The 14,587-nt window shown below is 61.8% G+C and carries 13 protein-coding genes; 10 read left to right on the forward strand and 3 right to left on the reverse strand.

Annotated elements, in window-relative coordinates; all coding sequences use genetic code 11:
• The first annotated feature begins 37 nt into the window (after positions 1–37).
• The gene (locus AC3A5O_RS22605) at positions 38–934 is read left to right on the forward strand and encodes a LysR substrate-binding domain-containing protein (protein ID WP_122568342.1); all 897 of its coding nucleotides are present in this window, start codon (positions 38–40) and stop codon (positions 932–934) included.
• Here AC3A5O_RS22605 and AC3A5O_RS22610 read toward each other — a convergent pair.
• Entirely contained in the window at positions 928–1,836 is a 909-nt protein-coding gene (locus AC3A5O_RS22610; RefSeq protein ID WP_122568341.1) for an MBL fold metallo-hydrolase, read from the reverse strand. The genes AC3A5O_RS22605 and AC3A5O_RS22610 overlap by 7 nt on opposite strands.
• A 172-nt stretch (positions 1,837–2,008) precedes the next feature.
• Positions 2,009–2,926 carry a LysR substrate-binding domain-containing protein gene (locus AC3A5O_RS22615; RefSeq protein WP_305470608.1) on the reverse strand — a complete coding sequence of 306 codons (918 nt, stop codon included), beginning with the start codon at positions 2,924–2,926 and terminating at the stop codon, positions 2,009–2,011.
• Positions 2,927–3,120: 194 nt separating this feature from the next.
• Between AC3A5O_RS22615 and AC3A5O_RS22620 the strand changes: the two genes are divergently transcribed.
• The 6 genes from AC3A5O_RS22620 (at position 3,121) to AC3A5O_RS22645 (ending at position 9,535) form a co-directional block, all read left to right on the forward strand.
• The gene (locus AC3A5O_RS22620) at positions 3,121–3,870 is read left to right on the forward strand and encodes an SDR family NAD(P)-dependent oxidoreductase (RefSeq protein ID WP_305470607.1); all 750 of its coding nucleotides are present in this window, start codon (positions 3,121–3,123) and stop codon (positions 3,868–3,870) included.
• Between the two features lie 100 nt (positions 3,871–3,970).
• Positions 3,971–5,269: an MFS transporter gene (locus AC3A5O_RS22625; RefSeq protein WP_305470606.1), complete on the forward strand. Its 1,299-nt coding sequence runs from the start codon at positions 3,971–3,973 to the stop codon at positions 5,267–5,269.
• Positions 5,270–5,286: 17 nt separating this feature from the next.
• On the forward strand, positions 5,287–6,135 hold the full coding sequence (locus AC3A5O_RS22630) for a transketolase (protein WP_305470605.1): 849 nt from the start codon (positions 5,287–5,289) through the stop codon (positions 6,133–6,135).
• Positions 6,132–7,154: a transketolase family protein gene (locus AC3A5O_RS22635; protein ID WP_305470604.1), complete on the forward strand. Its 1,023-nt coding sequence runs from the start codon at positions 6,132–6,134 to the stop codon at positions 7,152–7,154. Before AC3A5O_RS22630 ends, AC3A5O_RS22635 begins: the two co-directional genes overlap by 4 nt.
• Positions 7,155–7,217: 63 nt before the next feature.
• Positions 7,218–8,156, forward strand: a complete 939-nt coding sequence (locus AC3A5O_RS22640; protein ID WP_305470603.1) for an alpha/beta hydrolase — start codon at positions 7,218–7,220, stop codon at positions 8,154–8,156.
• Positions 8,157–8,284: 128 nt separating this feature from the next.
• Positions 8,285–9,535: an MFS transporter gene (locus AC3A5O_RS22645; RefSeq protein ID WP_487753748.1), complete on the forward strand. Its 1,251-nt coding sequence runs from the start codon at positions 8,285–8,287 to the stop codon at positions 9,533–9,535.
• A gap of 26 nt (positions 9,536–9,561) precedes the next feature.
• On the opposite strand, the gene AC3A5O_RS22650 is transcribed toward AC3A5O_RS22645, so the two are convergent.
• Entirely contained in the window at positions 9,562–11,553 is a 1,992-nt protein-coding gene (locus tag AC3A5O_RS22650) for a sigma-54 interaction domain-containing protein (RefSeq protein WP_487753749.1), read from the reverse strand.
• A gap of 184 nt (positions 11,554–11,737) precedes the next feature.
• On the opposite strand from AC3A5O_RS22650, the gene AC3A5O_RS22655 reads away from it, so the two are divergent.
• From AC3A5O_RS22655 to AC3A5O_RS22665, 3 genes are all read left to right on the forward strand, one after another.
• The gene (locus tag AC3A5O_RS22655) at positions 11,738–12,760 is read left to right on the forward strand and encodes a Gfo/Idh/MocA family oxidoreductase (RefSeq protein WP_487753750.1); all 1,023 of its coding nucleotides are present in this window, start codon (positions 11,738–11,740) and stop codon (positions 12,758–12,760) included.
• Positions 12,757–13,548: a TIM barrel protein gene (locus AC3A5O_RS22660; protein ID WP_487753751.1), complete on the forward strand. Its 792-nt coding sequence runs from the start codon at positions 12,757–12,759 to the stop codon at positions 13,546–13,548. The genes AC3A5O_RS22655 and AC3A5O_RS22660 overlap by 4 nt, the downstream gene beginning before the upstream one ends.
• 81 nt (positions 13,549–13,629) lie before the next feature.
• Complete coding sequence (locus tag AC3A5O_RS22665) at positions 13,630–14,556, forward strand: sugar ABC transporter substrate-binding protein (RefSeq protein ID WP_122568336.1); 927 nt, start codon at positions 13,630–13,632, stop codon at positions 14,554–14,556.
• Positions 14,557–14,587: the final 31 nt, after the last annotated feature.

Raw genomic sequence — 14,587 nt, forward strand, 5'->3', positions numbered from 1 at the left:
TAACATCCTTCCAGCCCCGATCCTCGCGAGAGATGAGATGACACTTCCTCCGTTGCACAGTTTCAAGGTATTCGAAAGCGTGGCCCGCTTGGGCAGCCTGGCGGCGGCCGCGATGGAGCTGCACGTCACCGTCGGCGCGGTGAGCCAGCAAGTCAAAGCCCTGCAGGCCAGTCTCGGCGTGGAGTTGTTCGAAAAGCGCGGCCGGCAGTTGGTGTTGACCACCAATGGCCGCCAGCTACAGAAGCGCGTTGCCAACGCCATGGGCGAGATCAGCGCTGCGGTGGACGCCTTGCGCAGTGAAAGCACGGATGAGCCGGTACAGGTCGAAATCACCCTGTCCATTCCCCCGGCCGAAGGCGTGGACTGGCTCACCACCCCGCTGCTGCGTTTCATGGAAGCCTCCCGCTCGGTGCGGGTGAGCGTGATCACCGCGGCGGGCATGCCGCAAGTGGACTGGCGCCGCGCCGATGTCGCGGTGGTCTATGGCACGCCGCCCTGGCCAGGCTTATGGTGGCGCCTGCTGCACGGCATTCAGATGACACCGGTGTGCAGCCCGCAGTACTTGCGCGGGCCCCAAGCCATTCACGAAGTCGCAGACCTGGCACGGCACCGACTGCTCCACGAAGACGATGGCAGCCAGTGGAAGCAATGGCTGGTCGAGGCCGGCTTCAGCCGTGGCGGCATCGAGGATATCCACTTCGAAGACTTCGGCATGGTCCTGCAGGCCGCACGGGACGGTTTTGGCGTGGCGCTGAGCGATGAACTCGTTTCCGCCCGGGACCTCGATCAAGGACGCCTGGTACGGCCGCTGTCGATCTCTGTGCCGGCGGTGCACAACTACTACGTGGCCTGCTCCGAAACGACCCGCGAACGCCCGGAAATCCGTGCGTTCATCGACTGGTTACTGACCACCAGCGGGCAGCCCGATCAGTAGCCGTAGCCCCGGCCGTCGTTGAAACGGATGTTGGTGAGGATGCTGATGTCTTTCTCCACCTTATAAAGCTCGGAGCTCTTGATCAGTTCCGGATCGCTGAAGGCTTCGCCCTTGGCGCGCCCGGCCTGGATCTGGACCATCTTGTCGCGGATCGCCCGCACATCGGCATAGGTCATGGCCGGTACCTGGGTCGGGTCCTCGTCAGCATGGGCACCATAGATGGCGGTCTGTTGATCGATCACCTTCATCGTGGCGTCGAGAGAGGCGACGTAATCCTTCAGGTTCCCGGCCAGCAACCAGGACGGATAGAGGTGGTCCCCGGCCAGCAGGATGTTGTGTGTCTCATCGTACAGCGCCACTTCGTCCGGCGTATGCCCCGGCACGCTCATCAGGCGCACCTTCAGACCGCCCAGGTCGATCGTCTCGTCGGGCTGTATCAGCCGCGCCACCTTGAAAGGGGGCACGACCATGTGATCGATATTACCCAGGTAGACCGGTTCCGGAACGTGATAGAGGCCATCCTTGCCTTTGAAGCGACGCGTGAACGGCGTATCCACCAGGTAAATGCTCTGGAAGTTATGCAACCCGCCGAGGTGGTCGAAATGCAGGTGGGAAGGCAACATCGAGAGCGGCTTGTCGGTGATCCTGCGCGCCACTTGAGTGATGTCTTCCTTCTGGTTCGCCCCCGAATCGAACATCAGTGCCTGGTTCGCCCCTACCAGCAGATAGGAGAAGTTTTTCTGGTAGTAGTGGGGTTCGCCGATGGCGTAGAGAAAGTCCGTCAGCTTGTGTACCACGAATGCCGGGCTGGCCGCCTCGGGGACATCCTGCGCCTGGGTGGCGAAGGGCATGCTGAGCAGCGTGAAGCCAGCAAGGGCGAGAATTTTGAAGAGCGAGCGCATGGGGTGCAGGCCTTTTTATTCGAGTGGATGGGCGACAGGGCAAGGCTGTCGTGCCTATCTCACCGTCTGCGGACGTGCTCATCAATGGACGATTTTTAAAGCGGGACACTTCAAGGCAACTAAAGCATCCGCGCCATAGGCATGCGAGGTCCAGAGCGCTGGGCAGCGCCGCTCAATAGGCAAACCCCTGCCCCAGCTCACCCTCCATCCACTCCAGGAAACGCCGCACGCGCGGGAAGCTGGAATGGGCTTTGGGAAACACCAGATGGTGGGCAGCCACGGGTGCGCTGAGTGTTTCGGGTGCCACTTCGATCAGGCTGCCGGACGCCAGGTACTTCTTCGCGAGCAAGGTACTTTCCAAGGCAAACCCCAGCCCGTGACTGGCGGCTTCCAGCGACATGTACGAGCGGTCGAAGCTCAATGCGTAAGGCTTTTGCGGGCGCGCCAGGCCATGCTGTGCGAACCATTGCGGCCATTTGAGCAGGGTGGCTTCGGACAGCACCAGGTCGCGATCCAACAGATCGGATGCACGGAGGATAGGACATTGCGCGAGCAATTTCGGCGAAGCGAGCACCGCGAAGGTTTCGTTCTGGACGGTGCGGACCTCGTAACTTGGCCAGTTCGCCGTGCCGTGGCGGATATCCACGTCAATCTTGTCCCGACTGAAATGCAGCGACTCGTAGGAACACGACAGATTGATCTGGATGTCCGGATGGCAAGCGCGAAACGCTTCCAGCCTGGGCATCAGCCACAACAATCCGAAGCTCGGCGCCGAGTGCAGGCGCAAGCAGTCCAGGCTCATGTCACTGGCCGCACGCTCGGTGGCGACGGCCAGGCTGTGGAGCAACCCGGAGACTTCCTTGAGGTATTGCTCCCCCACCGGCGTGAGCGTTACACCCCGTGCGGCACGCACGAACAGTTGTCGACCGATCATCCCTTCAAGTTTCGCCAGTTGGTGACTGACCGCAGAAGGCGTCAGGTCCAGCACTTCCGCCGCTCGGGCGACGTTGTTGAAGCGGGCCGTTTGCTCGAAAGCCTGAATTGCTTTCAGCGGTGGGAGAATCAAAGGGGCATCGACATCGGTACGCATGACAGGTCGCTCCGCAATAGGTCCCATGATTGTTGGGCTTTTTTGTAAAAGCTGCCAGCCGTGAACGACCCAGTACTGAATTTTTTTCAGCGCTGAATGATTTTTAGGCCATTGCTCAGCCCGCAGGCAAAGAAGAAGCTGAGTCATCGATTTTTTCCGAATCGACCCATAAAAACAATTCGAGGTAATCCTCCATGCTTCTTCAAGGCAAAGTCGCGATCATTACCGGCGCCGCATCCGCCCGTGGCATTGGCCGCGCCACCGCTACAACGTTCGCGCAGCACGGTGCTCACGTCGTGATTCTCGACCTGGATGAGTCCGCCGCACGTGATGCCGCTGCCTCCTTGGGCGAAGGCCATCTGGGCCTTGCGGCGAATGTCGCGGATGAACAGCAGGTCCAACGCGCCGTTGCCACGATCCTCGAGCATTTCGGCCGCATCGACATTCTGGTCAACAATGCCGGCATAACCCAACCCCTCAAGACCCTGGACATCCGCCCAGCGGATTACGACAAGGTGCTGGACGTCAGCCTGCGCGGAACCTTGCTCATGTCACAAGCGGTGATCCCGACCATGCGCCATCAGTCCGCCGGCAGCATCGTCTGTATGTCGTCAGTGTCCGCCCAACGCGGCGGCGGCATCTTTGGCGGCCCGCATTACAGCGCCGCCAAGGCCGGCGTACTGGGCCTGGCCAAGGCGATGGCTCGCGAACTGGGGCCGGACAAGGTACGGGTCAATTCCATCGCCCCGGGCTTGATCCACACCGACATCACCGGTGGCCTCATGCAGGATGAGCGTCGGCACGCAATCATCGACGGCATTCCACTGGGCCGCCTGGGTGAGGCCCAGGACGTCGCCAACGCCGCCCTCTTCCTGGCCAGCGACTTATCCTCGTATCTGACTGGCACCACCTTGGATGTGAACGGCGGCATGCTGATTCACTGATGTACCTGGGCGGGCCGGCGCGGCCCGTGCGGTTCTGGATCGACGACGCATGCCGGGCCTTCTGGCCTGGCGGTCAATAAAAACAAGAGATCAGACCATCATGACGACTTTGTCGCTCGAAGCGGTTTCGACCGTGCGCTCCAATGCCTACCGGAAAACAGCCTGGCGGCTGATGCCATTCCTGATGCTGTGCTATTTGTGCGCGTACCTGGATCGGGTCAACGTCGGCTTTGCCAAGCTGCAGATGATGAACGACCTGGCACTCAGCGAAACCGTCTACGGACTGGGCGCTGGCATGTTCTTCATCGGCTACTTCCTCTGCGAAGTGCCCAGCAACATCATCCTGCACAAGGTCGGCGCCCGCGTGTGGATCGCGCGGATCATGATCACCTGGGGCATCATTTCCGCCCTGTTCGCCTTCGTCGAAACCGCCTGGCAGTTCTATGCCCTGCGTTTTCTCCTGGGTATTGCCGAAGCCGGCCTGGCGCCCGGTTTGTTGCTCTACCTGACGTACTGGTTTCCGTCGTACCGACGCGCCCGCATGACGGTGTTGTGGTTCATCGCCATTCCGCTGTCGGGCATGGTCGGCGGCCCGCTGTCCGGTTGGATCATGAACCACTTCGCCGGTATGCACGGTTGGGCCGGATGGCAGTGGATGTTTGTGCTGGAAGCTATTCCCACGGTCGTTGTCGGGCTGTTGGTGCTGAGCTATCTCAAGGACGGTGTACACCAGGCCAGTTGGCTCGATGACGACGAAAAAGCCCTGATCAGCCGTGAACTGGCCGAGGACGACCAGCGCAAAGTCACCCATGCTTCAGTGGGCGAGTTCATTCGCGACCGCCGCCTGTGGCTGCTGGCAGGGATCTACTTCTGCGTGGTGATGGGTCAGTACGCAATCACCTTCTGGCTGCCCACGCTGGTGCGCAACGCGGGGGTGTCCGATCCGCTGCATATCGGCTTTCTGACCAGCCTGCCTTATATCTGCGCGATTGCCGCCATGTTGCTGGTCGGCCGCAGCGGCGACAAACACCGCGAACGGCGCTGGCATCTTATTGTGCCGATGATTGCCGGGGCGCTGGGTTTGACCCTCGCCGCGCTGCTCGGCGGCAATATCGTGCTCTCGATCCTGAGCCTGTGCCTGGCGGCGTCCGGCATCCTGTCTGCCTCCTCGATGTTCTGGATGCTGCCGACCACCTTGCTCGGCGGTGTATCAGCCGCCGCAGGCATCGCGGCCGTCAACAGCTTCGCCAACCTCGCAGGCTTCTGCTCGCCCTACCTGATTGGCTGGATCACCACCCAGACCGGCTCCAGCGCCATCGGCATGTACCTGATCACCGGCGTTCTGCTGGGCGGTGCCTCGCTGGTGCTGCGCATTCCCGCCGCCCTGGTCAATCGTTGAGTAACCGGAGTTCTACCATGACACCCCCTGCTCCCTACGTTCCAAACAAGCCGCTGACCGAACGTGCCCACAACATCCGCCGCCACGCGCTGCGCATGGGCCAGGTCCAGGGCCAAGGCTATGTCGGCCAGGCCCTCGGCGCCGCCGATCTGTTGGCCGTTTCATACTTTCACGCCTTGAACTATCGGCCAGCAGAGCCTGAATGGGAGGAACGCGATCGTTTCTATCTCTCCATCGGCCACTACGCGATTGCGCTGTATGCGGCGCTGATCGAAGCACAAATCATCCCCCTCGATGAATTGGAAACCTACGGCGCGGACGACAGCCGCCTGCCCATGTCGGGCATGGCCGCCTACACCCCCGGCATGGAGATCACCGGCGGCTCCCTCGGCCAGGGCCTCGGCATCGCGGTCGGGGCTTGCCTGGGCCTCAAACGCAAAGGCTCGCCCGCCTTCGTCTACAACCTGCTGTCGGACGGTGAACTGAATGAAGGCTCGACTTGGGAAGCCGTCATGTCAGCATCCCATTGGCAGCTCGACAACCTGATCGCCATTGTCGACGTCAACAACCAGCAGGCCGATGGCTACTCCAGCGAAATCCTCTCGTTCGAGCCCATTGTCGATCGCTGGCAAGCCTTCGGCTGGTTCACCCAACGCGTCGATGGCAACGACCTGGATGCCCTGGTCAGCGCTTTCGACGCTGCGCGCAACCACCCCGCCGGCCAGCCCCGGGTGATCATCTGCGATACCCGCATGGGCAAAGGCGTGCCGTTCCTGGAAAACCGCGAAAAGACTCACTTTATTCGTGTCGAAGAGCACGAGTGGGACCTGGCGTTGAACAACCTTGAAGAAGGAAAAAACCAATGAGTAACGCCGCCAACACCCCGACTGCAACGGCCGAGCCGGGCAAAAAGCGCCTGACCACCTCGGCGATGATCGCCTCGATTGCCGCCGAAGGCCAAGCGACAAAACCAGCGCCCTTCGGCCACGCACTGGCGGCCCTGGCCGAGCAGCGCCCGGACATCGTCGGGTTGTCGGCCGACTTGTCCAAATACACCGACCTGCACATCTTCGCCAAGGCACATCCGGACCGTTTCTACCAGATGGGCATGGCCGAGCAATTGCTGATGAGCGCCGCGGCCGGCATGGCCCGCGAAGGCTTCGTACCCTTCGCCACGACCTACGCGGTGTTCGCCTCCCGTCGCGCCTATGACTTCATTTGCATGGCCATTGCCGAGGAGAACCTCAACGTCAAGATCGTCTGCGGTTTGCCAGGCCTCACCACCGGCTATGGCCCCAGCCACCAGGCCACCGATGACCTGGCGATCTTCCGCGCGATGCCTAACCTGATGGTCATCGACCCGTGCGACGCGCTGGAGATCGAACAGGCAGTGCCGGCCATTGCCGCGCATCAGGGCCCGGTTTATATGCGCTTGCTACGCGGCAACGTGCCCCTGGTGCTGGACGAATACGGCTACACCTTCGAGATCGGTAAAGCCAAGACCCTGCGCACTGGCAATGACGTGCTGATCATCTCCACCGGCTTGATGACGATGCGTGCATTGGAGGCGGCCAAGCAACTGCAAACCGACGGCGTCGATGTCGCGGTGCTGCACGTGCCGACGATCAAGCCGCTGGATGAACTCACTATTCTCGCCGAGGCCCGCAAACCCGGCCGCCTGGTGGTGACCGCGGAAAACAGCTCGATCATCGGCGGGTTGGGCGAAGCGGTGGCGACGGTTTTGCTGCGCAACGGCGTGACGCCCACGTTCCGGCAGATCGCCTTGCCGGACGCGTTCCTTGATGCCGGCGCCCTGCCGACCCTGCATGATCGCTACGGCATCTCCACCCAAGCGGTTTGCGCGCAAATCAAGGCCTGGCTGTAACGGCAAAACACCGGGTACCTGGCCAAAGGTGCCCGGTGGCGCGATGCAAACAGGAGCGTCACCTTGAAGCCAGATGAACAGCTCGATCCGGCCTTCCAGGGGCTTGTGGCCTCGGGTGCGGAACAATGGTCGCTGCGCACGCTGCCAATCATCCGCGCCCGGGTCCATTCGTCCTTCAAACCCGTGCACAGCGCGCGGGGCGAAGCGTGCTGGATCACAGGCATCGATGAACGCCTGCGCCTGTGCTTATACCGGCCCAAAGGCATCGCCAGAGCCGCGATCCTTCCGGCGCTCCTGTACATCCACGGCGGCGGCTTCGTCCTCGGACAACCGGAGATGGCAGATGACTACCTGGCCGACCTGGCCGATGAGCTGGGGGCGATCATCGTTGCAGTGGATTATCGACTGGCGCCCGAACATCCTTTTCCAGCGCCCCTCGAGGACTGTTACACCACCCTCGCCTGGCTATCTGGCAACCATCGAGCACTCGGCCTGGATCCCCAACGCGTGGTGGTCATGGGGCATAGCGCCGGCGGCGGGCTTGCCGCCGCATTGGCCATTTTGGCGCGCGACAGGGCCGAGTACCCACTGGCTGGCCAGGTGCTTATCTATCCCATGCTCGATCACCGCACAGGCTCGGGGCAATCGCCCTACCCGAGCCGCGACACCGGCACGTTCAGCTGGTTGCCGGCGCCCAATCAGTTCTGCTGGCACTGCCTTCGCGGTGACTACACCCTGGACGATGAACGCATCGGCTTGTTCTCACCCTCACGGCAGCCGGACCTCAGTGGCCTGCCACCCAGTTTCATTTCAGTTGGCTCCCAGGACCTCTTCCTGGAAGAGGACATCGACTACGCAACGCGTTTGTCCCGGGCGGGCGTTGCCCTGGAACTCCATGTCTACCCGGGGGCCCCGCACATGTTCGACCAACTTCCCGGGCGTATCACCGATCAATCCGCGCTCGATATCACCCGAGCGCTCAAGGCGTTCTTGAGGCGGTAGGCGAGTTCGAGAATCCGGTGAAAGCCAAGCAAACCAAAGGAGCACGCTCGACATCCATTATTCGACGCACCCCGAAGTGAGGAACCTGTCGAGCGCATAGTCTGCTAGCCACCCTGGAGGAGATGGCGATGACACGCACCCGCTTTTTTGGAAAAACCGTACTGGCCTGCACGTTCATCCTGGCGATGATTGGTTGGGGGATCGGCTTCTATGGGCCACCGATCTATATGCAAGCGGTCATGGAACGCACGGGTTGGCCGATCGCCCAGGTCTCGACTGCCGTGACCCTGCACTTTCTCAGCGGCACGATTGTCATCGCCAACCTGCCACGCCTTTACACACGCTTCGGGATACCCGCCATCACCCTGCTGGGCAGCATCGTCCTGGGCATCGGCGTGAACATCTGGGCTCAAGCCAACCAGCTTTGGGTGTTGTATGCCGGCGCGGTCTGCTCGGGTATCGGCTGGGTGACGTTGGGTGCGGCGGCCGTTAATACTCTGATCGCGCCGTGGTACGTCAAGGAAAGGCCCAAGGCCCTGGGCAAGGCCTACAACGGTGCCAGCCTGGGTGGCGTGATTTTTTCGCCGCTGTGGGTGTTGCTGATCGAGCGTTTCGGCTTCGCCACGGCGGCGCTGGTGATCAGTGTCATCGCCGTGCTGCTCATAAGTGTCTTCGCCTTCCTGGTCTTCAATAAAAACCCACAAAGCCTGGGACAACATCCCGACAACGCGGAACAGCCGGAACCCGCGCCGGTCAACGCCAGCGCCATGCCATGGACCACAATGCAGACGCTCAGGTCGGCGAGTTTTCGCAGCCTGGCAGCCGGCATGTCCCTGGGACTGTTCGCCCAGATCGGCTTGATCGCGCACCTGTACTCGATCCTGGTGGGACGCATGGGATCGCATGACGCCTCATTCGCCCTGGGCCTGGCCACCGCCAGTGCGATGGGCGGGCGTTACGTCGCCGCACGCCTGATGGTCCAAGGTATGAACCGTCGACAGCTGGCCTGCCTTGGCTATGCCATTCAGATGCTGGGGACACTGATGCTTCTGGGCCTGGACCTTCACCCGGCTGTGGCCTGGATAGCCGTGGGGCTGATCGGCTCGGGCATTGGCAATGCCACCTCCTTGCCGCCATTGATTGCACAAACCGAGTTCAGCCGTGAATACACCGCCAAGGTCATCGCCCTGATGGTCGCGATCAGCCAGGCCACCTACGCCTTCGCACCGGCCCTTTTCGGCTTGGTGCGCGCCGCCTTCACCGATCCCAATCACGCCATCGTCGCCGTCGTGACAGCAGCGGTCATCGTGCAGGTGCTGGCCATTTTGTCGTTCTATCGGGGCATATCCGCTCGCTGCTTCAGGAAAACCGTTTTCTGACCTCGCCCCTGACCATGCGCCAGCCGCTAAGAACGAAACGCCTCAACTTTGAGCCCAAACCGACTCATTTTGTTGTACAGCCCGCCACGCGACACATTCAGCCGTTGAGCCGCCAGGCGGATGTTTCCGCGCGTGTCCTTGAGGGCGGCGATGATTGCATTCATTTCGTGGGTACCCAGGTCCGGAGCCGTGCGCGGTTCAGGCACACTGACCCACGGCGCTGGCCGCCCTCGCTGCCTGATGTCCAGCGCAAGATCGCTCGGCTCGATCAGCTCGGTCATCGCCAGGTTGGTCGCCCGCTCGATGACGTTTTCCAACTCGCGAACATTGCCCGGCCAGTGATAGGCGCCAAGCATCTCCAGCGCCTCGGGTGAAAGGTCCTGAATCGTCTTGCGCAGCGACCGGGCACACCGCGCGAGAAAATGCCGCGCCAACAGGGGCACATCCTCGCGGCGCATCCGCAGCGGCGGCACCGTCAGGTTCAGCACGTTGAGCCGGTAGTAAAGGTCCTCACGAAAGGCGCCCTCGGCCGCCGCCTGGCTCAGGTTACGGTGGGTGGCGGCGATGATACGGACGTTGACCCGCAGCGATTTTTTCGCCCCCACCCGTGTCACCTCGCCTTCCTGCAGGACACGCAGCAAGCTGACCTGCGCATCGAAGGACATGTCACCGATTTCGTCGAGGAAGATCGTCCCGCCATCGGCCAATTCGAACTTGCCTGCCGACCCGCCGCGAGCCGATCCGGTGAAAGCGCCTTCCACATGGCCAAACAATTCGCTCTGCACCAGGTCACGGGGAATGGCACCACAATTGACCGCCACGAAAGGCCCGCCACACCGGTCGCTGGCATTGTGGATGGCCTGGGCGAACAGTTCCTTGCCCGTGCCGCTCTCGCCGAGGATCAGCGTGGTCGAATCACTGCGACTGGCAATCCGTGCCAGGTGCAGCGCATCCTCAATCGCCTGTGAGCGGCCCAGGATGGTTTCAAAGGTGTAGCTGGCCTGGGTGCCCATGATCCGCCGGGTGATTTCCCGGATGCGCCGGTTCTCGCGCAACGAAACAATCCGCCCGCCTTGCTCCAGTGGGCAGACCGACACCAGGCAGGCCAGATGGCTGCGGTCGTGCAGTTCAAAGGTGCAATCCAGGTCCCGTACCCCTTCCCCGTCCCCGAACAGGACCGCATCGGTCAACTCGCTCTTGCCCAGGCTCTTGAACGGACTGCCGAGCAGGTCATGCCCCACGCGGAACAACTGTCGGGCGTAGTGGTTGAGTGCCTTGATGCAGCCCTGCTCATCCAATACCACCAACCCCTCGTTGAGCACTTCAAGGAGGGTTTGTTGCTCCTCGAGCAAGGCTTGCAGCGCCATCTGCCTGGAGACAGCTTCGGCCGCGGCCTGGACGGTGCCCAGCGTATGGAAATGAAACCAGCCCGGCTCCGCCGTCAAGGTCAACATCCCCAGCGTCCGGCCCTGGGCATCGCGGATCGGCGCGGCGGCGCAATGCATGCGGCGCTGGCGCAGGCCAAGCCCGAAGTTCTCCTCGGCCAGCACATACACCAAACGGTCTTCGACGATCGCAAGCCCAGTGCAATTGGTGCCCTGTACCGACTCCAGCAGGCGACTGCCTATGGGGGTGAGGTCCAAGCCGCAGAAGTACAACGTCGTGCCTGCGGCATCGGTCAGGTTGATATGGCCCCTGGGGTTATAAGCGAGCAACCCGCGCATGACTTGCGCCGCCGCGGCGATCAGCAGCCGGTTGGCGGCCAGTGTCGCGGTCAGGTCGTCAGGTGCGACAAAACGGTACTCGCCGTCTTCCGGATCGAGGCCGGCATTGACGCTGCGCAACCAGGATTCCCAAATCACCCGTCGGATCCCGGCAGGACGATCAATCTCCCCCCGCCAGCACGCTTGCCAGGCCTCATCCAGCGCAACGCCGGGTCCTTCGTTCAACGACGCAGGGCCCAGGGTGGTGAGGTAATCGCGGTCTTCGGTGCTCAACGCCGCAAGTTGCTGGTCCATTATTCGGCCACATGTTCATATTTTCGACATGCCAGTATAGACATGTCATTAAAATGAACATCAATTTAGATAAAAACCACTAAATATCAATAACTTAACTATTGGCACAGCGTTTGCTCCCTGCCTAAACAGACGAGGACATTCTTACCACCCAGTCGTAAAAACAATAAAGGGAGTCATGTTCATGAGCACATCCAAGACCCTCCGCCTTGGCCTCATAGGCGCTGGCCGCATGGGCAGTTTTCACGGCCTGACCGCCGCCCGGCACATCCCCGGCGCGTGCCTCGCCGCCATCGCCGACCCTACCCCCGGCCAGGCCGCGCGCCTGGCGGCCGAACTGGACGTGCAGAAGGTCTATACCGATCCACAGCAATTGCTGGATGACCCGGACATCGATGCCGCGCTGATTGCCGCCCCGGCACGCAGCCATGCCGAACTGGTGATCAGTGCGGCCCGGGCCGGCAAAGGGGTGTTCTGTGAAAAACCGATGGCCATCACCCTGGACGAAGCGGACCGCGCCATCGCCGCCGCTGCCGATGCACAGGTGACGCTACAAGTCGGCTTCAATCGCCGTTTTGCCAGAAGTTTCCGCACCGCCCATCTGGATGTCGTTGCCGGCCGGATCGGTACGCCACAACTGCTGCGCTCGCTGACCCGTGACCCAGCGCTGAACAACCCGGCCGCGTCGCCGCAATGGGTGATCTTCCTGGAAACCCTGATCCATGACTTCGATACCCTGCGCTACCTGAATCCGGGTGCCGAGGCGGTTGAAGTTTTTGTGATGGCCGATGCCCTGATCGCACCGGACTACAAGGACAAGGGTTTTCTCGACACCGCGGTGGTCACGATCCGTTTCGACAATGGCGCCATCGCCACAGCCGAGGCCAATTTCCAGGCCGTGTATGGCTACGATGTCCGCGGCGAAGTGTTCGGCAGCGCTGGCATGCTGACCATGGGCAACGTCAACGACTCCGACTTGCTGCGGTACCTGGCCAATGGGGTCCAGGCCGACACCCAGCGCATGGACACCGACTTGTTGCGTGATGCCTATGTGGCCGAACTCAACCACTTTGTCAGTTGCGTGCGCAGCGGCGAAAAACCCTTGGCCAGCGGTGAAGATGCCCGGGCGGCACTGGCCATTGCCCGTGCCTGCATCGAGTCCTTCCAACAGGGCAAAGCAGTGCGTGTGCAAGGAGCGCGTTCATGAGTTTCATACCGTTCAAACTGGCGATCAGCGCCGAGATGGTCTTCCTCGACCTGCCCTTTACCGAACGGGTCAAACGCATCCATGCGTTGGGCTTCAGCGCCGAGATATGGAACTGGGCGAGCAAAGACATCCAAGCCCTCGCGGCGACCGGCGCGGATTTCACCTCCATGACCGGTTACCTCTCAGGCAACCTGACCGACCCCGACGATATCCGGCAACTGCTCGACAGCGCCCAGGAATCCTTGGCCGTCGCCGCGCAATTGGGTTGCCCAAGCCTGAACCTGCATGGCACCGGCCTGGGTGATCAAGGCCTGCCGGTCAAACCCGTGGCCCAGACCACCGGCCGCATGTGGCTGAGCGCCTGCAAGACGCTGGAAAAAATCGCCCGCCTGGGCGAAGACGCGGGTCGGGTATTCCTGCTGGAAAACCTCAATACCGAAGTCGACCACCCGGGCACGCCCTTCGCCCGCGCTGACGATACCCTGGCGCTGATCGAGGCGGTGGGCAGCCCGCACCTGAAGATGAACCTGGACCTTTATCACGCGCAGATCGGCGAAGGAAACCTCATCGAACTGATCCAGCGCGCCGGCAGCGCCATCGGCGAAATCCAGGTCGCCGACGTCCCAGGCCGCATGGAGCCCGGCACCGGTGAAATCCACTATCCCGCCATTGCCAGGGCCTTGTTCGGCATGGGATACAGCGGTGTCGTCGGCCTCGAAGGCTGGGCCAGCGGTGACAGCGAGGTCGCGCTTGAGCGTTTCCGGCAGGCCTTCACGCTTGATGGATAAAGCCCGCGCCGAACTCAACACGTGCGGCAGATTTTCAGCTCTTGGTGACGTACCACTCATAACAACAAAAGGAAAACCATCATGCGTCGTTGCACACTGCTTTTCGCCACCCTGCTATTGCTCTTCAGCCAATGGGCTGCCGCCGACTATCGCATCGGCGTCAGCATCGCCAGAGTCGACGACAACTTCATGACCTACGTGCGTAACGGCCTGGACGAGGCCGCGAAAAAGGAAAACGTGCAGATCCAGTTCGAGGACGCCCAGGGCGATGTGGTGCGCCAACTCAACCAGGTCCAGGGCTTTATCAACCAGAAAGTGGATGCGGTCATTGTCCTGCCGGTGGACACCTCCGCCACGGCCAATATCACCCGCGCCGCGGTCGAAGCGAAGACACCGTTGGTCTACGTCAACCGCCACCCGGACGAGCGCACCTTGCCCAAAGGCGTCGTCACGGTGGCGTCCAATGACATTGAGGCCGGACAGCTGCAAATGCGCTACCTGGCCGAAAAACTCGGGGGCAAGGGCAACCTCGCAATCATCATGGGTGACCTGGCGCAAAACGCCACCCACGACCGCACCGAAGGCGTCAAGCAGGTGCTCAAGGACTATCCCGGGATCAAGGTTGTCGAGCAGCAAAGTGCCGAGTGGCAGCGCAACAAAGGGATGGACCTGACCAGCAACTGGCTATTGGCGGGCAGCCGTTTCGATGCCATCGTCGCCAACAACGACGAGATGGCCATCGGTGCGGCCATGGCCTTGCAGCAGGCCGGCAAAGCCAAGGGCGAGATTGCGATTGTCGGCATCGACGGCTTGCCTGACGGCCTGGCGGCGATCAAGCGCGGGATGCTGGTCGCCTCGGTGTTCCAGGACCCCAAGGCCCAGGCGACCAGCGCGGTACAGGCAGCGCTCAAGATGATCAAGGGAGAGCCGGTGGAGACGGACGTCTGGGTGCCCTTTCAGTTGATCAAGCCTGAGCAATTGGCGGTGTTTGAACAACATTACAAGTAGCAAGAGGCTCGACACTCGCCGCGATCCTGGC

It is taken from the genome of Pseudomonas sp. Soil_N_39, assembly GCF_057655955.1.

Excerpts from the sequence above, each read along its gene's own strand:
- AC3A5O_RS22605 (WP_122568342.1), top strand. The coding sequence starts at position 38 with ATGACACTTCCTCCGTTGCACAGTTTCAAGGTATTCGAAAGCGTGGCC.
- AC3A5O_RS22610 (WP_122568341.1), bottom strand. The coding sequence starts at position 1,836 with ATGCGCTCGCTCTTCAAAATTCTCGCCCTTGCTGGCTTCACGCTGCTC.
- AC3A5O_RS22615 (WP_305470608.1), bottom strand. The coding sequence starts at position 2,926 with ATGCGTACCGATGTCGATGCCCCTTTGATTCTCCCACCGCTGAAAGCA.
- AC3A5O_RS22620 (WP_305470607.1), top strand. The coding sequence starts at position 3,121 with ATGCTTCTTCAAGGCAAAGTCGCGATCATTACCGGCGCCGCATCCGCC.
- AC3A5O_RS22625 (WP_305470606.1), top strand. The coding sequence starts at position 3,971 with ATGACGACTTTGTCGCTCGAAGCGGTTTCGACCGTGCGCTCCAATGCC.
- AC3A5O_RS22630 (WP_305470605.1), top strand. The coding sequence starts at position 5,287 with ATGACACCCCCTGCTCCCTACGTTCCAAACAAGCCGCTGACCGAACGT.
- AC3A5O_RS22635 (WP_305470604.1), top strand. The coding sequence starts at position 6,132 with ATGAGTAACGCCGCCAACACCCCGACTGCAACGGCCGAGCCGGGCAAA.
- AC3A5O_RS22645 (WP_487753748.1), top strand. The coding sequence starts at position 8,285 with ATGACACGCACCCGCTTTTTTGGAAAAACCGTACTGGCCTGCACGTTC.
- AC3A5O_RS22650 (WP_487753749.1), bottom strand. The coding sequence starts at position 11,553 with ATGGACCAGCAACTTGCGGCGTTGAGCACCGAAGACCGCGATTACCTC.
- AC3A5O_RS22655 (WP_487753750.1), top strand. The coding sequence starts at position 11,738 with ATGAGCACATCCAAGACCCTCCGCCTTGGCCTCATAGGCGCTGGCCGC.
- AC3A5O_RS22660 (WP_487753751.1), top strand. The coding sequence starts at position 12,757 with ATGAGTTTCATACCGTTCAAACTGGCGATCAGCGCCGAGATGGTCTTC.
- AC3A5O_RS22665 (WP_122568336.1), top strand. The coding sequence starts at position 13,630 with ATGCGTCGTTGCACACTGCTTTTCGCCACCCTGCTATTGCTCTTCAGC.